This is a genomic window from Pectobacterium araliae (assembly GCF_037076465.1).
GTDB classification, from domain to species: domain Bacteria; phylum Pseudomonadota; class Gammaproteobacteria; order Enterobacterales; family Enterobacteriaceae; genus Pectobacterium; species Pectobacterium araliae.
In genome coordinates this window covers 2,443,590-2,461,272 of record NZ_AP028908.1, presented here as the reverse complement: position 1 = coordinate 2,461,272, position 17,683 = coordinate 2,443,590, and the positions used below count along the sequence as shown (strand labels likewise).

The following is a 17,683-nucleotide window of genomic DNA, read 5'->3' as shown; positions in this document are numbered from 1 at the left end:
GAAATAAAGATCATCGTTTTTTCTTAGGCATCGCCAGTCAAAAATGTGCCATAGCGGCTGATATCGACATTCCCGCCGCTGATAATAATACCGATGCGTTTACCACGTAGTGATTCTTTGAGGTTGCGTGCTGCCGCAAAACTAAGACATCCCGTCGGCTCAACGACGATTTTCATGCGTTCAGCGTAAAACCGCATCGCGTCAATCAGATCGTCATCCGTCACGGTCAGGATATCGTCGACGTTCTGGCGAATCAGAGGGAAGGTATAGTTGCCCAAATGCTGGGTCTGTGCGCCGTCGGCGATGGTTTTGGGCGTATCGATATGCACAATCGTGCCGTTGCGGAAAGATTGTTGTCCGTCGTTGCCTGCGAGGGGTTCGACGCCATAAATTTTGCACTGTGGGGATAGCTGACGAGCAGAAAGTGCGGAGCCTGCCAACAATCCGCCGCCGCCTAAGCAGACGAACAGGGCGTCCAGTTCACCGGTTTCTTCTAACAACTCTTTCGCCGCCGTGCCTTGCCCAGCAATGACATACGGGTGGTCGTAAGGGGGGATGAGCGTCAGGCCATGCTTTTTCGCCAGATCGTTACCGATCTGTTCACGATCTTCGGTATATCGGTTGTATTCCACCACGTTCCCGCCGTAACCGCGTGTGGCGGCGACCTTTGCCGCCGGGGCATCGTGTGGCATAACAATCGTTGCTGGAATGCCGAGCAATTTGGCGGCCAGCGCAATCGCCTGCGCATGATTACCGGAAGAAAAGGTGACCACGCCAGCGGCTTTCTGCTCGTCCGAGAACTGCAACAGTGCGTTCATCGCACCGCGAAACTTGAATGCGCCCATGCGCTGCAAGTTTTCACACTTGAAGAAAAGCTCTGCACCGAATGCGTCATTGACCGTGCGCGATGTCATCACTGGCGTTTTATTGGCATAGCCATCAATACGTTCCGCTGCGGCTACCACATCGTCGTAGGTTGGGAGGCGTAAGTCGCTCATATCTGTATCACCTGCTCGTCGTGATTGTACACACCGGAGCCGTTGTCCCGATGTTGTTGAAAACCGAATAAACAAAATATATAAAATTAGATAAATTGTCTAATTTGATTTATTTTCAAGTTATGGATTGTGTATGAGTGTCATCTGCCGCTGAAAGAAAGCGAAACGCGGGCGTGTGGTACACTTTGCGGCAGAAAACGCTGCTGCGATTGGAGATAAGATGTCTACATCTGGAGAAGGTCTGCTGTTGACGCAGTTAGAGGCGATAGCGAAAGGGTTGAGCGAGACGTTTGCGCCATTCTGTGAAGTGGTCGTGCACGATCTGAAGAACCCAGAGCACGCGATACTTTCCATTCACAATAATCTATCCGGCAGAGAGGTGGGTGCACCCGCAACGGAGTTGGGCCTTGCCCGTATCGCCTCGCCTGAATTTCCTAATATTTTAGCGAATTACGCCAACCAATTTGCTGACGGACGTCCAGTAAAAAGCACCTCGGTCGGCATCAAAAATGCGCAAGGCGACTATGTCGCGGCGCTGTGCCTGAACGTCGACATGACGCTATTCCGCGGCATGCAGAATGCGCTGGCACAGTTTACCCAGCTCGCTTCTGACTCTGTGACCGAGCATCTGGAGCCAAACGGTGCGGCGGCGATCAGACAACACATCGATCACTTCGCCGCCCGACTTGCTACCACGCCACGGGCGTTAAAAGCGCAGGACAGAAAAATCCTGCTTCAGGAACTGAAAGACAACGGCCTGCTGGAAGTCAAAAAATCGATGGAAACCATCGCCCAGCATCTGGGGGTATCACGGGCGTCGGTGTATTTGTATGCGAAGGAGTAAGGGCTATTTTTAATGCGATTAAACGACATGCACTATTGATCATCCGTTGCATCACCCACACACTTCCTCAATCTTAACCTATACTTGCTTAACGTCTCGATTTGCCAACGAATGGCAACGTCGGGTGTGGTGAAACGAAAACGCGAGGAGTAGGTATGGGGATTCTGTCCTGGATTATTTTTGGCTTGATTGCGGGGATTTTGGCTAAGTGGGTTATGCCCGGTAAAGACGGCGGCGGCTTTATCCTGACGGTGTTGCTCGGGATTGTCGGTGCCGTTGTGGGCGGCTATATCAGCGTTTTCTTTGGGTTTGGTCGGGTCGATGGCTTTAATTTCGGCAGTTTTGTGGTGGCGGTTGTTGGCGCGATTGTCGTGCTGTGGGTGTACCGCAAGATTCGAGACTAGCGCTGTATTCGTTGCCCCTGTTCAGGGGCAACATGCTTATTTCCTGCCTGAGTTGTACCTTGTGCTGTCAGCGCGTCACGATTAATGCGTAATGATGCTATCCAGCGCGCGCAGGTGCTCCGGCTGCCATGACAGATTGACTTCGGTGCCCGCTTTCCAGTGCGGCTGAATGTCGCTGGCGGGGAGCTTCACCATAAACTGCGGCTGACCTGCCACTTCCGTCATCATCCTGACGTGATCGCCCAGATAGATGAACTGTTGAATGCGGGCTTTGACGTGTTGCATAGTGTCATCGACGTGAGCCGCGTTGACGTGAATACGTTCGGGGCGGATGCAGAGCGTAATTTTTCGACCCGGTGAGCTGGGGCGGACTTTCAACGCGCGCAGTGAGGTGCCGTCATCCAGCGTTGTACGATAGAACGCGCCTTCTGCCTCGCCGCGTGTGGCAAGAAGCGTATTGTTTTCGCCGATAAACTGCGCCACAAACGCATTTTCCGGCTTTTCGTAGATGTCGCTGGGGCTGTCCATCTGTTGAATTACGCCGTCGTTAAATACGGCGACGCGGTTGGACATCGTCATTGCTTCGCTTTGGTCATGGGTGACGTACACCACGGTCAATTCCAGCGATTGGTGTAACTCTTTGATTTCCAGTTGCATATGTTCGCGTAGTTGCTTATCCAACGCACCCAGAGGTTCATCCATCAGCACCAGTTTCGGTTCGAAGACCAATGCGCGAGCCAGCGCGACACGCTGCTGCTGGCCACCGGACATCTGTGCAGGGTAGCGATCGGCCAGGCTGGTGAGCTTCACACGATCCAATACCCGATCCACTTTCTCTTTGATATCGGCACGATTCAGACGGCGGATAGAGAGCGGAAATGCCAGATTCTCCGCTACGGTCATGTGTGGAAACAGGGCGTAGTTCTGAAACACCATGCCGATGTCGCGCTGGTGCGGTGGGAGATGATGCAGCGGTGCATCGCGCAGCATAATTTCCCCCTGCGTCGGGGTTTCAAACCCGGCGAGCATCATCAAACTGGTGGTTTTTCCCGAGCCGGATGGCCCAAGCAGGGTCAGAAATTCACCTTCGCGGATATCCAGATTCAGGTTTTTGACGATCAGGCGGTCGCCGTCATAGGTCTTCTGAACATTCCTGAAGCTGACATAATTTCTCATTTTTCATTCTCCGGCAGTCACTGTTATTCATAAGAATGCATAAACCATGCCGGATGCTGAACGAGCAGGAAATACCGCGCAGCAATGCGTCATCACGCCAGCCTTCACCACAACGGGTGCGCCGTAATGGAGCGCATTGATGGAGGATGGCACCGTACCGGTGCAAATGGACTGGTGTGAAAATGCGGATCGGTCAGACGTCAGAATGATGGGTATCCAGTGCCTGAATACACGCCACAATCACGGAAAAAGCCTGCTCCATTTGAGGCTCTTCGACGCTGGCATAGCCCAGCAATAAACCGCGCTGCGGCGTCGGTTGCAGGTAGTAACTGGAAAGCGGTTTAACCATTACACCACGGCGCAAGATCGCGGCGCTCAGCACGACATCATCAATGTGGGGCGGTAGGCTGAGCAACATATGCAGCCCGGCATTGCTATTGTCCCCGACGTAATCGGCGCCCAGATGCTGTTCGATCAGCGACGTCAATAGCGCGCGCCGTTTGGCATACAGCAAACGCATGCGGCGGATATGTGCGGCGTAGTGGCCTTCGCGGATAAACTGCGCAAGCGTCGCCTGCGTGAGCCAGTGTCCGCCGCGGTAAAGCTCGGAATGTGCTGTCTTTAGCGACTGCGCCAGCAGTGGCGGTAACACCATGTAGCTGACGCGCAGGCCGGGGTAGAGCGTTTTACTGAATGTACCGATGTAGATCACCGGGGATTGCGTCTGGAGCCCTTGCAGCGCGGGGATTGGGCTGCCGGAAAAGCGGAACTCGCTGTCATAATCATCTTCCACCACCCAGCAACCATGCTCTTGTGCCAGAGCCAGCAACCGTTGGCGACGTGCCAGGCTCATCACTGCGCCTAGCGGATACTGATGTGACGGTGTCACGCATATCAACCGTGGAGCCGTATCGGGCGAAAGCGTTTCTGGCGGTGCCAGACCCTGTTCATCAACATTGATGGGAGCAATGCGCAGGCCGTTAATCGTCAGGACATTACGAATCCCCCAGTAGCAGGGATCTTCAATCCATGCCAAATCGCCGGGGTTGCACAGCATTTTAGCCAGCAAATCCATTGCCTGATGCGTGCCTTCGGTAATCAGAACCTGTTCCGGCGTACACTCGACGGAACGGGCGACACGTAGATAATCCACCAGCGCCAACTGGAGTTCTGGACAGCCACCAATGGGCGAGTAAGAAAGTTGTTCAGGACGAACGCGCCGTGTCAGACGTGTCTGAATCCGCCGCCATAAATCATGCGGGAAGCTGGCGATATCGGGAATACCGGGCATAAATGCCCCCCATTGGCGAATGGAAGCCCCGGCATAACCCAGCAGATGCATACCGCGACGCGAAAGCTCATGCTTAGGCTCTCGTATTTCCCCCGCATTACTGCTGCTCACTGGCAGCATATTGCCATCAGGTAACTGTTCCGTGACGAAGGTCCCGCTTCCTTTGCGTGCGTCAATATAGCCTTCTGCCAGTAGCTGCTCGTAAGCCGTCAGCACGGTATTGCGTGACAGAGACAGCTGCTGTGCCAGATCGCGTGACGATGGCAGGCGCGTACCTGCGGCAATCGCGCCATCAAGAATCGCTAGCCGGATGCTGTCGTATACACGTTTGTTCAGCGCACCATCCTGCTGGGTGGCTAAACGCTGAAGCAATAAGTCGGTCAGAAGTGAGCGCAAAGTGGATCCTTCAAATATTCAAAACTGGCACTGGATTATAGAACCATCTCGCGTCTAAATGACATCATCATCTTGCGACTCATCTTGCAACTAAACTAATTGTCATTGTTCAACTAATCATCTTCAACTAACAGATGTGTTTGGGATACCGGAGCAAACCATGAAGAATAGCGAACTGAATCAACGCCGTCTGGCCGCCACGCCGCGTGGTGTGGGCGTCATGTGTGATTTCTATGCTGAGCGTGCGGAAAACAGCACCCTATGGGATGTTGAAGGGCGAGAGTTTATCGATTTCGCTGCCGGGATTGCGGTACTGAACACCGGGCATCGTCACCCGAAGATTGTCGCGGCGGTGCGCGAACAGTTGGATCGCTTTACCCATACGGCTTATCAGATTGTCCCTTACGGCAGCTACGTTACGCTGGCTGAGCGTATTAACGCGCTGGCACCGATTCAAGGTGCGGCAAAAACCACGTTCTTTACCACCGGAGCCGAAGCGGTGGAAAACGCGGTGAAAATCGCCCGCGCTTACACCAAACGCCCCGGCGTGATTGCCTTCAACGCGGCGTTTCATGGCCGCACGTTATTGACTATGACGCTGACGGGCAAAGTGGCACCGTATTCCACCGGGTTCGGCCCGTTCCCCGGCTCTATTTTTCACGCGCTTTATCCGAATGAGAAGCAAGGCATCACCGTTGAACAGGCACTGGAAAGCGTCGAACGTCTGATGCATACCGATATCGCCGCCGATCAGGTTGCCGCTATTCTGCTGGAACCGGTACAGGGCGAAGGCGGTTTCCACGTCGCGCCGCCGGCCTTTATCAGCGGGCTGCGTAAGCTGTGTGACGAGCATGGTATCCTGCTGATTGCCGACGAAGTGCAGACGGGCTTTGCCCGTACCGGCAAACTGTTTGCGATGGAGTATTACGCAGAAAAAGCGGATCTGATCACCATGGCGAAAAGCCTGGGCGGCGGCTTCCCGATCTCTGGCGTGGTCGGCCGTGTTGACGTCATGGATGCTCCCTCGCCGGGCGGATTGGGCGGCACCTATGCGGGTAACCCACTGTCGGTTGCTTCTGCGCTGGCGGTATTGGACGTGATTGAAGAAGAAAAATTGTGCCAACGGGCGCAGCGGCTGGGCGCTGCGTTGGTCGAAACGCTGGAAAAAGTAAAAGCGCAGTGTCCGGCACTGGTGGCGATTCGTGCACAAGGATCGATGGTTGCCGCTGAATTTAACGATCCGGGCACGGGTAAGCCTTCAGCAGAGATTACCCGTCAATTTCAGAAAAGCGCGTTAGAGGCGGGCTTACTGCTGCTGACCTGCGGTGTGCATGGCAACGTGATTCGTTTCCTGTATCCGCTGACGGTTCCTGATGAGCAGTTCAGCAAGGCGATGAACATCCTGACGCGCGTATTAACACAATAGAAGAGATGCTATGCAACTGAAACAGTCTATTTCACTGAAACAACAACGCTTATTCCGTCAACACTGCCTGATTGACGGCGAGTGGCAAGATGGTCAAAACGGTGAACGTCTGGATGTTACCAATCCGGCGACGGGTGAGGTGTTGGGTAATGTGCCACTCGTGACGGTGTCACAAACTGAGCAGGCGATTACTGCTGCGGAACGGGCGTTGGTTGAGTGGCGTAAGAAGACGGGAAAAGAACGTGCCGCGCTATTGCAGGCGTGGGCGCGCCTGATGATGGACAATCAGGAGGATCTGGCTGCGCTGCTGACGGCGGAGCAGGGAAAACCGCTGGCGGAAGCGCGTGGCGAAATCGCTTATGCCACCAGTTTCATCGACTGGTTTGCGGAAGAAGCCAAACGTATTGAAGGTAGCGTACTGCAATCGCCGCAGGGACAGCAGCGCCTGATGGTGATTAAGCAACCCATTGGCGTGTGTGCGGCGATTACGCCGTGGAATTTCCCAGCGGCGATGATTACCCGTAAAGTCGGCCCCGCACTGGCGGCGGGCTGTACGATGATCGTTAAACCTGCGGAGCAGACGCCGTTTACCGCACTGGCGCTGGCGGAGTTAGCACAGCAGGCGGGTATTCCGCGCGGCGTGTTGCAGGTGATCGTCGGTGATGCACAGTCCGTGGGCAAGGTGCTGTGCGATAGCCCGGTGGTGCGCAAGCTAAGCTTCACTGGCTCGACGGAAGTGGGTCGCATCCTGATGGCGCAGAGCGCGCCGACGGTGAAAAAACTCTCGTTGGAACTGGGGGGTAATGCGCCGTTTATCGTGTTCGATGATGCCGATGTGGATCAGGCAGTGAAAGGCATTCTGGCCTCCAAGTTCCGCAACAGCGGGCAGACCTGCGTCTGTGCGAATCGCATCTATGTACAGAACGGGATTTACCCAACGCTGGTAGAACGGCTGATCGAAGAAGTCCGTAAATTAAACGTAGGCGACGGTACACAGCCGGGCGTGACGCAGGGGCCGCTGATTGATGCCGATGCAATTAACAAAGTCGAGCAGCACATTGCCGATGCGTTATCTCGCGGAGCGACGCTACTGTTGGGGGGGAAACGCCACGAACTGGGCGGTACGTTCTTCACGCCGACCATCGTTGGCGAGGTGACGCGTGAGATGCGTTTCGCCCGTGAAGAGACGTTTGGGCCAGTCGCGCCGCTGTTCCGTTTCAGCGATGAAGCAGAAGCCATTGCGATGGCCAACGATACCGAGTTCGGATTGGCTGCTTATGTTTACACGCGCGATGCGGTACGCCAGTGGACAGTGCCGGAAGCGTTGGACTACGGCATGGTCGGCATTAATACCGGATTGATCTCGAATGAAGTCGCGCCGTTTGGCGGGGTGAAGCAGTCTGGGCTGGGACGCGAAGGCTCACGTTTCGGTATCGAAGATTATCTGGAAATGAAATATCTCTGCGTCGATCTCTCACGATAGATCGTCGGTAAGAAACGCGTGTCGATAGCCCCTATCGGCACGCGGGTATCAGACGCGCAATGTGTCTGGGTGGTGCAAGGCAATGCTGGCTTGCACCACAACATGGCAAAAATGGCGAAATACAACCAGGGCAACATGCTGACCGCACAACCTTGTTGTTTCTCATCACCATTCCCGCCGCCGTTTTAGTAAAACATCAATAAAATTTCTGTATTGGCACAGTTTATGCTCATTTCTTTTTGCATAATTATGCTGATGTATGATGCATCAAAAAGGCGGTGTCCGAAAATAGAGTACGCAAAATAGTGATACGCCTTTGACCTTTACATTGACTACCACTCCAGGAGCGAAACGATGTCTATATTCAAGCCCATGTCCAAACTTAGCAGCAACGCCAAAGCGAAAGGTCTCTTCAGCCGCCCGGTACTGAAGAGAATAGCGGCCACGACTTTTCTGGTGGCGATGGCCTGTCAGGCGCAGGCGGAATCCGTCACGGTGATCTCATTTGGTGGTTTGAACAAAGATGCGCAAGATAAGGCGTTTTACAAACCGTTCGCTGCGGCGGGCAAAGGTACGGTGGAAGCCGGTGAGTATAACGGCGAAATGGCACGTATCCGGGCGATGGTAGAAACCGGGCAGGTAGGGTGGGACGTCGTGGAAGTCGAAGGCCCTGAACTGATGCGCGGCTGTAGCGAAGGGCTGTTTGAACCGCTGGACTGGTCAAAACTGGGCGACCAATCCCAGTTTGTCAAAGGTGCCGTCACCGAGTGCGGCGCGGGGATCTTCCTGTGGTCAACCGTCTTGACCTACAACGCAGCGAAACTGAAACAGGCACCGAAAAGCTGGGCTGATTTCTGGAATGTGAAAGCGTACCCTGGCAAGCGCGCGCTGCGTAAAAGCGCCAAATTCACGTTGGAAATTGCGTTGCTGGCCGATGGCGTGAAGCGTGAAGATCTCTACACGGTGCTGGCGACGCCAGAGGGTGTCGAGCGTGCCTTTAAGAAACTGAATCAGCTCAAATCGAATATTCAGTGGTGGGAGTCTGGCGCGCAGCCGCTGCAATGGCTGGTGTCCGGCGATGTGGTGATGACGTCAGCCTATAACGGCCGCGTCGCGGCGGCGCAGAAAGAAGGACATGACTTTAAGATTGTCTGGGCCGACAGTATTTACGATCTGGATAGCTGGGCAATCGTCAAAGGCTCCAAGCACAAAGCGCTGGCGGAGCAGTTTATTGCCTTTGCCAACCAGCCGGAAAACCAGAAGGTATTCGCCGAGAACATTCCTTACGGGCCAACCCACGTTAAGACCACCAGCCTGCTGGCTCCGGCTGTTGCTGCCAATCTACCGACCGCACCAGATAATCTGGCACAGGCCTTGCAAGTAGACACTGAGTTTTGGATCGATCACGGTGAAGAGCTGGAACAGCGCTTTAACGCCTGGGCTGCCCAATAACGTTGCAGTGATTTACCGTACGTGATGATGGAGAAAGAGCCTATGTCCCAGAGTGATATCGTCGCCGCTGTACCGTCTGGCGGAAACGAGGGAAATTCAACCTTGAAGCAGCAACTGTGGGTCGCGCAGAAAGCCTATAAGAAACGCTCTTTGCTGCTGATTGCACCGCTGTTTCTGTTTATCGTGGTGAGTTTTCTCTTCCCGATCACCTCGATTTTGGGGAAAAGCGTCTCTAACCCAGAATTGCGCGACAATATGCCACAGACCATTGCCGCAATGCGGCTTTGGTCGGGCAACGATGTACCGGATGAGGCGGTCTTTCGGGCGTTAGTCGGCGATCTGCGCGATGCCCGTAGCAGCGGCAAGTTAAGTACGATCACCAAACGGTTAGGGTATGAAGGGTCGGAATATCGCACGCTGATTACCCGCACATTGCGCAAACTGCCCGTGGAGGGCAGCAGTGATGTTCGTGACCAACTGATACGTGAACAGCCGATGTGGGGGGAACTGGCAACCTGGCAAACGTTCGATCGCGCCGCACGACCTTTCACCAGCTATTATCTGTTAGCGGTGTTTGACCATAAAGTCGATGCCAATACGCAACAGATTGTCCCGCAGCCTGCCGATCAGGCGCTGTATGTCGATGTGCTGCTGCGCACGCTGCTGATGGCGGGCGTGGTGACGCTGCTGTGCGTGGGACTGGGATATCCGTTAGCGTACTGGCTGGCGAAACAGCCTTCTAACCGTGCCAACCTGTTGCTGATTTTGGTCTTGCTGCCGTTCTGGACATCGCTGATTGTGCGGACGGCAAGCTGGATTGTGTTGTTGCAGTCCGGTGGGTTGATCAACCGTTCGCTGATTGGCATTGGTATTATTGACGAACCGCTAGTGCTGGTGTTTAACCGTATCGGTGTCTATATCTCGATGACTCATATCCTACTGCCGTTTTTTATTCTGCCGTTATACGCGGTGATGAAAGGCATTTCCCCGAACTATGTACGCGCGGCGATCTCGTTGGGGTCGCATCCGTTTATTGCATTCTGGCGGGTTTACGTGCCGCAAACGTATGCTGGCGTGACGGCAGGGGCGCTATTGGTTTTCATGATGGCGATTGGCTACTACATAACGCCTGCGCTGCTGGGGGGACCAAGCGATCAGATGCTGAGCTACTTTGTCGCGTTTTTCACCAATACCACCATGAACTGGGGAATGGCCGCCGCGCTGGGTACGCAACTGTTGATCATCGTGACGCTGCTGTACGTGGTGTACATCCGCGTAACGCGCACCAATGCGGAAGCGGCAGCACATTAAGCGCGATATCCATAACCTTATACTGGGGAGATAACAAATGAGACAGCAGGGTGAAGTGGTTATCCGCCTGTGGAACACGTTCTTTAACTTCTACGGCGCGGCGATGCTGTTGTTTTTGATCGTCCCCGTGCTGGTGATTGTGCCACTTTCGTTTAATGCGGGGTCGTTTCTGAGCTATCCGCTGACGGGATTTTCCCTACGTTGGTATCGCGAATTTTTCAACTCCAGCGAGTGGCTGGGCGCGTTGGGCAACAGCCTGCTGATTGCGCCGCTGGCGACGTTACTGGCGACGGTGCTCGGCGTGTTGGCCTCAGTCGGGCTGGTACGCGGTGAATTTCGCGGTAAGTCATTGGTGATGGCGGTACTGATTTCACCGATGATTGCGCCGGTGGTGATTGTTGCGGTCGGGATGTTTTTCTTCTTCGCCAAGCTATCATTGCTGAACAGCTATCTGGGGCTAGTGTTGGCTCATGCGATGCTCGGTGTGCCGTTCGTAGTGATTACAGTCACGGCGGTATTGAAGAACTACGATCACAACCTGACGCGTGCTGCTGCCAGCCTGGGGGCTTCACCGCTGCTGGCTTTTCGCAAGGTGACGTTTCCGTTGATTGCGCCGGGGGTATTTTCCGGCGCGCTGTTTGCCTTTGCGACCTCGTTTGATGAGGTCATCGTCACGTTGTTCCTCGCCAGTCCGCGTCAACGCACGCTGCCGTTACAGATGTTTGCTGGCATCCGTGAAAACCTCGACCCGACGATAGCCGCCGCAGCGACCATGATGGTGGGTGCCGCACTCGTCCTGCTAGTCGTGATGGAGATCTTACGCCGCCGTTCGGAGCGGCTACGGAGTGGGAACTAATCTGGCAAACATCATCAAAAAACAACCAGTGTAAGCGGCTCGGTTGTTATCCGGCGTAAGAAATTATGCTGAGGAGATAGCAGGCTTAGGATGAGCGGCATGGATGCCGCGAAAGCTTGCGCCACGTAGGGAACGTGTCGCAAGCGGTCCGTTAAGCCTGATACCGACGAAGGCATCGCGCAGCGACATAATTAGCGCCGAAAAGCCAGGGTTCGCAGGGCGACGGCGAGTGAGCCGCCCTGCGTCGGGCGCGTGCTACGAGGTAGCATGAAATAACAGTACTGTAGCGCACGAAACGCTCTCTGATTCGGCATAAAAATGTGTTTAAGAGTGCGCTTCGTTAAGAGAAAAGACTACATTTCGCTGGATATTTTTTCAGCTTTTTTTAAAACTCAATTTATGATGCATCAAACACCAGTTTGATGAATCTTGTACAAAAGGGCTCAGGAGGTTCGGTATGACAGCACAAAAAACGTTACTGCTGACCGGTGCCAGCCGGGGGATTGGACATGCTACCGTTAAGCATTTCCACGCGGCAGGGTGGCGGATCTTTACCGCTTCGCGCCAGAACTGGGCAGAAGAGTGCCCGTGGGCGGAAAAGCTACTCAATCATATTCATCTCGATTTGGAAGACATCGATAGCCTGCAACAGACGCTACCGCTGATTAAGGAAAAACTAGGTGGACGTCTGGATGCGCTGGTCGATAACGCGGGGATTTCGCCAAAAGGCGCTGATGGACAGCGCTTGGGCGTTCGTGACACGGACTATGCGACCTGGCTGCGGGTCTTCAACGTCAATCTGTTTTCCTGTGCGCTGTTGGCAAATGGGTTGTTCGATGAACTCAAGGCATCACAGGGATGCGTGATCAATGTGACCTCGATTGCCGGATCGCGCGTACACCCCTTTGCCGGTGTCGCCTATGCCACCTCAAAAGCGGCATTGTCTGCGCTGACGCGGGAAATGGCGTTTGATTTTGGTTCGCACGGCGTTCGCGTCAATGCGATTGCGCCGGGGGAAATTGAAACCTCGATACTGTCACCGGGTACGGATGACATTATTGAGCGACAGGTGCCGATGCAGCGCTTAGGTAAACCCGAAGAGGTGGCAAGTTTGATCTATTTTCTCTGCACCTCCGGTGCCTCTTACGTCAACGGTGCAGAAATTCATGTTAATGGAGGACAGCATGTCTGACGGACGGCTCACTACACTTTCCCCTGTGTTGCAATTTCCAACGTCCAACCAGCCGGTATTTGCCGAGGCTTTACCACACGATGACGAGTTAATGACGCAGGCTGTACCGCAGGTTTCCTGTCAGCAGGCGTTGGCGATTGCACAGCAAGAGTATGGCCTGTTTGGGCAGATGACTCTGCTTCAGGGCGAACGTGATATGAATTTCTGTCTGACGGTCACGCCGGACGAACGCTATATGCTGAAAGTGATCAACACGGCGGAACCTGCTGATGTCAGCGATTTTCAAACTGCGCTGCTGCTGCATCTTGCCCGTCAGGCACCTGAATTGCCCGTACCGCGCATCAGGTTGACAAAAAATGGTCGGGCAGAAACCGTTGTTGAAATCGATGGTGTAGTGCTGCGTGTGCGGCTGGTGAGCTATCTGGTCGGTATGCCGCAGCATCTGGCCTCATCGTCAACGGCACTGATGTCGCAGTTGGGGAGCACATTGGCGCAGTTGGATAACGCACTTCACCACTTTATCCATCCGGCGGCGAACCGTTCGCTGCTGTGGGATATCAGCCGCGCGGGTCAGGTGCGTCCTTACCTCGATTTCGTTTCTGCGCCCCAGCAGTATCAGCATCTTCAGCGCATTTTTGACCGCTATGACAGCCACGTCGCGCCCGAATTGACGACGCTACGCCATCAGATCATTCATAACGATTTGAATCCACATAATGTGCTGGTAGATGGCACGTCGCCGACGCGGGTGACGGGCATTATCGATTTTGGCGATGCCGTGTTCGCACCGTTAATCTGCGAAGTGGCGACCGCGCTGGCGTACCAGATTGGTGAGGGGCAGGATCTTTTGGAACATGTTCTGCCGTTTGTGGCGGCGTATCACCACCATATGCCATTAACGCCGGAGGAGATCGCACTGCTGCCTGATTTGATCGCGACCCGTATGGCGCTGACCCTGACCATTGCGCAGTGGCGAGCATCACGCTACCCCGACAATCGGGAATATCTGCTGCGTAATGTGGCGCGCAGTTGGCACAGCCTACAGCGCATGGTGACCTATTCCCATACGCAGGTTGTGACTCGTCTACAGCAGGCTTGCGCGGAGAATGAACGATGAATCAGAGAAGAATCGTTTCTGAAATGGCGACAACAGAAGATTTGCTGGCGCACCGTCAGCGGGTGCTGGGCAGCGGTTACCGCCTGTTCTATGAAGAACCGCTACATGTCGCGCGCGGCGAGGGCGTGTGGCTGTTCGATCAGCAGGGGAAACGTTATTTGGATGTGTATAACAATGTGGCCTCGGTCGGGCATTGCCACCCCGCAGTGGTTGAGGCGATGGCGCGCCAGAGCGCACAGCTGAATACTCACACGCGGTATCTGCATCATGCGATTGTCGATTTTGCGGAAGACTTGCTGAGCGAATTTCCCGCTGAATTGAACAACGTGATGCTGACCTGCACTGGCAGTGAAGCCAACGATCTGGCATTGCGCATCGCCCGGCATGCCACGGGTGGCACGGGCATGTTGGTGACGCGCTGGGCATATCACGGTGTGACCAGCGCGCTGGCGGAACTGTCGCCGTCGCTGGGGAATGGCGTAGCGCGTGGCAATCACGTGAAGCTGATCGACGCACCGGATACCTATCGTCAGCCCGGTGCATTTCTCACTAGCATTCGTGAAGCGTTGGCGCAGATGCAGCAGGAGGGGATTCGTCCTGCCGCGCTACTGGTGGATACGATTTTTTCCAGCGATGGCGTGTTCTGCGCGCCGGCAGGCGAAATGGCGCAGGCGGCGGCGCTGATCCGTCAGGCGGGCGGGCTGTTTATTGCGGATGAAGTACAGCCGGGTTTTGGTCGCACCGGAGAATCACTGTGGGGCTTTGCGCGCCACGGCATCGTCCCGGATCTGGTGAGTTTAGGGAAACCGATGGGCAACGGGCATCCTATCGCCGGATTGGTTGGACGTTCCGCACTGTTCGACGCATTTGGGCGAGATGTCCGCTATTTCAATACGTTCGGCGGCAATCCGGTGTCCTGTCAGGCGGCGCACGCGGTGCTGCGGGTGATTCGGGAAGAGCAGTTACAGCAGAATGCTCAGCGAGTGGGTAATTATTTGCGCCAGGGATTGCAGCAACTGGCGCAGGATTTTCTGCTAATTGGCGACATTCGCGCTTATGGCCTGTTTATCGGCGTGGAGCTGGTCAACGATCGTGAAAGTAAATCTCCGGCAACCGAATCCGCGTTGCGGGTAGTAAACGCGATGCGTCAGCGTGGTGTGCTAATCAGCGCAACGGGGCCAGCGGCGAACGTGCTGAAAATCCGCCCGCCGCTGGTGTTTCTGGAAGAACATGCCGATGTGTTCTTAACGACGCTGAGCGACGTGTTGACGACAATCCGTCCCCGTAGGCAGGGATAACGCGTCGTAGAGATATGTTAACGGTGCAGGGCGAGCTGAGCGGCGTCATGCAGATTCAGGCGCTGCCAGAAATTCTGCGTCCCTTTATCACCCGACTCGCCGGAGAGCGGGTAACCATCGGCCAGTGCGGTTTTCACCATCAGGTTTCGGCGTTGGGTGACGGAGAGTGTTGGCAGTACGGCGTCAAGCAGGACTTCGGCACCTTCGGGAACGCTAACCGGAGACGCCGCGCCAGACTGAGCTGGCAGGCTATATATCATGGTGTAGCAGGCTAAATGCAGATTGTGATAGTAATGTTTCAGGATATATTTTTTGGTATTTATCAACGAATTATGATGCTTTGTTATGTTTGGTGATGTCGTGAACCTCACGTGGGTAAACGAGGCGACAGTAATTCATATAGAAGAAAAATCATAAAAAAGCTTCTAAAAAACAGAAAGGTGATTTGCTTTTTTTATCATTGACGCAAAGCTCATTTCTCTCTAACTTAAATAGACGATAATTTTACAATACTTTATTGATTTATAATAAAGTAATCTAATTATAACAAAAGTGGCAACCATAAATAGCCCGGTTATTCCTCAATCTAAAAAGGCGTTTATCCCCAAAAGTTATACGAAAACAATAAAGGGAGGCTTTGCCTTAATATTGGTCACTTAAGCCTTGCCCTTAATCAAACAGGCATACGTTTGCGTATATCGCTGTGTCACCTCTTAAAACGATGAGTAACGAGCAGGAGTGAGTCAGGTAATGATTCGGTTAGAAAACGTGAGCGTTGATTTCCCCGCCAGTAAAACTGCACAGTCCAGGGCGGTAAACAACGTCAACCTGACCATTCAACAGGGTGAAGTTTTTGGGATTGTTGGCACCAGCGGCGCAGGAAAAAGTACACTGCTGCGGACGATCAATTTATTGCAGCGTCCCACCGAAGGGCGGGTGTTTCTGGGCGATACACTGATCAGTGATGCGTCTGGCCGCGAGTTGCGCCAGCATCGGCAACGTATTGGCATGATCTTCCAGCATTTTAATCTGATGCATACCCGCAATGTCTACGACAATGTGGCGTTCAGTCTACGTGCCGCGGGCAAAAGCAAAGCGGAGATTGCTGAGCGCGTGCCGGAAATTCTGGCGCTGGTTGGATTGCAGGATAAAGGAACTGCGTATCCGGCACAGCTAAGCGGTGGGCAGAAGCAACGTGTTGGCATTGCCCGCGCGATAGCCAACCATCCCGAAGTGCTGCTGTGTGATGAACCCACCTCGGCGTTGGATCTGGAAACGTCGGCGTCTATTCTGGCGTTATTGAAAAGTATTAATGTCCGGTTAGGTATCACGATCGTGCTGATTTCCCATGAAATGAGTGTGATTAAAAGTATCTGCCAGCGTATGGCGGTGATGACGGGCGGAAATATTGTGGAAGAGGGTGAGGTCTTTACGATTTTCTCTGCGCCTCAACACGCCTATACCAAACAATTAGTTAGCCATACCAGCCCGGTCGAATTACCTGAACGCTTTAAGCAAAATAATAAAGGCGTCTTGCTAAAAATACTTTTCGCCGATGATTCGGTAGAACAACCGATATTATCCGACGTTGCGCAGCAGTTTCAGGTCTCGGTCAATATTCTGCACGGCAATATTGAATACATTAACGATCGCGCGTTGGGGCATATTATCGCCCAGATTTCATACCGTAACGATCCGGCAGCGGAAAATCTCGCTGCGGCTATTGCTTATATTCAGCAGAATACCTTTGGGGTGGAGGTCATCAATGACTGAGTTAATCGGTGAATTAATCTTCGCCTTTGGTGAAACCTTCACCATGGTGTGTATTTCAACGCTGTGTGCAGTGGTCTTCGGCCTGCCGCTAGGCATCGCGATTTATGTTACCGATCGTCATTTATTCTGGCAGAACCGTTTTATCTATCTGGTTTCAACCATTCTGGTGAATATCATCCGCTCGATCCCGTTTGTGATCCTGCTGGTACTGCTGTTGCCATTAACCCAGTTGCTGCTAGGGAACACGATAGGGCCCGTGGCGGCGGCGGTGCCGATGTCGGTGGCAGCGATTGCCTTTTATGCCCGTCTGGTGGATTCCGCACTGCGTGAAGTCGATCCGGGTATTGTGGAGGCGGCAGAAGCCTTTGGTGCCAGCCCGACGCGCATTATCGGAACTGTGCTGTTGCCGGAAGCCTTGGCAGGATTATTACGTGGCCTGACGATCACACTGGTTAGCCTGATTGGTTACTCTGCGATGGCTGGGATTGTTGGCGGCGGTGGTGTCGGCGATCTGGCGATCCGCTTTGGCTATTACCGGTATGAAACCGAAGTCATGGTCGTGACGGTGATTGCGTTGGTGGTGCTGGTACAGGTCGTGCAAACGCTGGGTGATATGCTATCGCGTCGGGCGAATAAGCGCGAACGCCGCTAAACCGCGACAGAATA

15 protein-coding genes and 1 pseudogene are annotated in these 17,683 nt (G+C 54.0%); 12 read left to right on the top strand and 4 right to left on the bottom strand.

All coding sequences use genetic code 11. From position 1 onward, the window contains the following. Positions 1-23: 23 nt before the first annotated feature. A complete protein-coding gene (locus AACH44_RS11115) occupies positions 24-998 on the bottom strand; it encodes a threo-3-hydroxy-L-aspartate ammonia-lyase (RefSeq protein WP_261848629.1) in 975 nt (324 codons plus the stop codon). Positions 999-1,218: 220 nt separating this feature from the next. On the opposite strand from AACH44_RS11115, the gene AACH44_RS11110 reads away from it, so the two are divergent. Continuing rightward, a complete protein-coding gene (locus AACH44_RS11110; RefSeq protein ID WP_261848628.1) occupies positions 1,219-1,842 on the top strand; it encodes a helix-turn-helix transcriptional regulator in 624 nt (207 codons plus the stop codon). 155 nt (positions 1,843-1,997) lie between these two features. After that, positions 1,998-2,246, top strand: coding sequence for a GlsB/YeaQ/YmgE family stress response membrane protein (locus AACH44_RS11105; RefSeq protein ID WP_261848627.1), 249 nt, complete (start codon positions 1,998-2,000; stop codon positions 2,244-2,246). 81 nt (positions 2,247-2,327) lie between these two features. Here AACH44_RS11105 and AACH44_RS11100 read toward each other — a convergent pair whose 3' ends face one another. After that, positions 2,328-3,422: an ABC transporter ATP-binding protein gene (locus tag AACH44_RS11100; RefSeq protein ID WP_261848626.1), complete on the bottom strand. Its 1,095-nt coding sequence runs from the start codon at positions 3,420-3,422 to the stop codon at positions 2,328-2,330. Between the two features lie 193 nt (positions 3,423-3,615). Beyond that, entirely contained in the window at positions 3,616-5,109 is a 1,494-nt protein-coding gene (locus tag AACH44_RS11095; RefSeq protein ID WP_261848625.1) for a PLP-dependent aminotransferase family protein, read from the bottom strand. A gap of 160 nt (positions 5,110-5,269) precedes the next feature. Between AACH44_RS11095 and AACH44_RS11090 the strand changes: the two genes are divergently transcribed. The 8 genes from AACH44_RS11090 (at position 5,270) to AACH44_RS11055 (ending at position 15,244) form a co-directional block, all read left to right on the top strand. Continuing rightward, entirely contained in the window at positions 5,270-6,535 is a 1,266-nt protein-coding gene (locus AACH44_RS11090; RefSeq protein WP_261848624.1) for a 4-aminobutyrate--2-oxoglutarate transaminase, read from the top strand. 10 nt (positions 6,536-6,545) lie between these two features. Next, a complete protein-coding gene (locus AACH44_RS11085; RefSeq protein WP_261848623.1) occupies positions 6,546-8,018 on the top strand; it encodes an NAD-dependent succinate-semialdehyde dehydrogenase in 1,473 nt (490 codons plus the stop codon). Between the two features lie 372 nt (positions 8,019-8,390). Further along, complete coding sequence (locus AACH44_RS11080; protein ID WP_261848710.1) at positions 8,391-9,470, top strand: ABC transporter substrate-binding protein; 1,080 nt, start codon at positions 8,391-8,393, stop codon at positions 9,468-9,470. Between the two features lie 42 nt (positions 9,471-9,512). Further along, positions 9,513-10,781 (top strand): ABC transporter permease, encoded by a 1,269-nt coding sequence (locus AACH44_RS11075; protein ID WP_338659239.1) that lies wholly within the window; start codon positions 9,513-9,515, stop codon positions 10,779-10,781. A gap of 37 nt (positions 10,782-10,818) precedes the next feature. Next, positions 10,819-11,637, top strand: a complete 819-nt coding sequence (locus tag AACH44_RS11070) for an ABC transporter permease (RefSeq protein WP_105879655.1) — start codon at positions 10,819-10,821, stop codon at positions 11,635-11,637. 457 nt (positions 11,638-12,094) lie between these two features. Next, positions 12,095-12,829, top strand: a complete 735-nt coding sequence (locus tag AACH44_RS11065) for an SDR family NAD(P)-dependent oxidoreductase (protein WP_261848620.1) — start codon at positions 12,095-12,097, stop codon at positions 12,827-12,829. Further along, positions 12,822-13,946: a phosphotransferase gene (locus tag AACH44_RS11060; protein WP_261848619.1), complete on the top strand. Its 1,125-nt coding sequence runs from the start codon at positions 12,822-12,824 to the stop codon at positions 13,944-13,946. Before AACH44_RS11065 ends, AACH44_RS11060 begins: the two co-directional genes overlap by 8 nt. Then, positions 13,943-15,244 carry an aspartate aminotransferase family protein gene (locus AACH44_RS11055; protein ID WP_338659238.1) on the top strand — a complete coding sequence of 434 codons (1,302 nt, stop codon included), beginning with the start codon at positions 13,943-13,945 and terminating at the stop codon, positions 15,242-15,244. Before AACH44_RS11060 ends, AACH44_RS11055 begins: the two co-directional genes overlap by 4 nt. Positions 15,245-15,261: 17 nt before the next feature. Here AACH44_RS11055 and AACH44_RS11050 read toward each other — a convergent pair. Then, a pseudogene (locus AACH44_RS11050) lies at positions 15,262-15,510 on the bottom strand (acid phosphatase); the annotation flags it as partial. 484 nt (positions 15,511-15,994) lie between these two features. Here AACH44_RS11050 and AACH44_RS11045 point away from each other — a divergent pair. Both AACH44_RS11045 and AACH44_RS11040 read left to right on the top strand, forming a co-directional pair. Beyond that, positions 15,995-17,017 carry a methionine ABC transporter ATP-binding protein gene (locus tag AACH44_RS11045; RefSeq protein ID WP_261848617.1) on the top strand — a complete coding sequence of 341 codons (1,023 nt, stop codon included), beginning with the start codon at positions 15,995-15,997 and terminating at the stop codon, positions 17,015-17,017. After that, the gene (locus tag AACH44_RS11040; RefSeq protein WP_261848616.1) at positions 17,010-17,669 is read left to right on the top strand and encodes a methionine ABC transporter permease; all 660 of its coding nucleotides are present in this window, start codon (positions 17,010-17,012) and stop codon (positions 17,667-17,669) included. Before AACH44_RS11045 ends, AACH44_RS11040 begins: the two co-directional genes overlap by 8 nt. Positions 17,670-17,683: the final 14 nt, after the last annotated feature.

What these genes read in the sequence shown, in the direction of transcription:
- AACH44_RS11085 (WP_261848623.1), top strand. Translation starts at nt 6,546, where the DNA reads ATGCAACTGAAACAGTCTATTTCACTGAAACAACAACGCTTATTCCGT.
- AACH44_RS11090 (WP_261848624.1), top strand. Translation starts at nt 5,270, where the DNA reads ATGAAGAATAGCGAACTGAATCAACGCCGTCTGGCCGCCACGCCGCGT.
- AACH44_RS11055 (WP_338659238.1), top strand. Translation starts at nt 13,943, where the DNA reads ATGAATCAGAGAAGAATCGTTTCTGAAATGGCGACAACAGAAGATTTG.
- AACH44_RS11100 (WP_261848626.1), bottom strand. Translation starts at nt 3,422, where the DNA reads ATGAGAAATTATGTCAGCTTCAGGAATGTTCAGAAGACCTATGACGGC.
- AACH44_RS11065 (WP_261848620.1), top strand. Translation starts at nt 12,095, where the DNA reads ATGACAGCACAAAAAACGTTACTGCTGACCGGTGCCAGCCGGGGGATT.
- AACH44_RS11040 (WP_261848616.1), top strand. Translation starts at nt 17,010, where the DNA reads ATGACTGAGTTAATCGGTGAATTAATCTTCGCCTTTGGTGAAACCTTC.
- AACH44_RS11045 (WP_261848617.1), top strand. Translation starts at nt 15,995, where the DNA reads ATGATTCGGTTAGAAAACGTGAGCGTTGATTTCCCCGCCAGTAAAACT.
- AACH44_RS11060 (WP_261848619.1), top strand. Translation starts at nt 12,822, where the DNA reads ATGTCTGACGGACGGCTCACTACACTTTCCCCTGTGTTGCAATTTCCA.
- AACH44_RS11105 (WP_261848627.1), top strand. Translation starts at nt 1,998, where the DNA reads ATGGGGATTCTGTCCTGGATTATTTTTGGCTTGATTGCGGGGATTTTG.
- AACH44_RS11115 (WP_261848629.1), bottom strand. Translation starts at nt 998, where the DNA reads ATGAGCGACTTACGCCTCCCAACCTACGACGATGTGGTAGCCGCAGCG.
- AACH44_RS11075 (WP_338659239.1), top strand. Translation starts at nt 9,513, where the DNA reads ATGTCCCAGAGTGATATCGTCGCCGCTGTACCGTCTGGCGGAAACGAG.
- AACH44_RS11080 (WP_261848710.1), top strand. Translation starts at nt 8,391, where the DNA reads ATGTCCAAACTTAGCAGCAACGCCAAAGCGAAAGGTCTCTTCAGCCGC.
- AACH44_RS11070 (WP_105879655.1), top strand. Translation starts at nt 10,819, where the DNA reads ATGAGACAGCAGGGTGAAGTGGTTATCCGCCTGTGGAACACGTTCTTT.
- AACH44_RS11110 (WP_261848628.1), top strand. Translation starts at nt 1,219, where the DNA reads ATGTCTACATCTGGAGAAGGTCTGCTGTTGACGCAGTTAGAGGCGATA.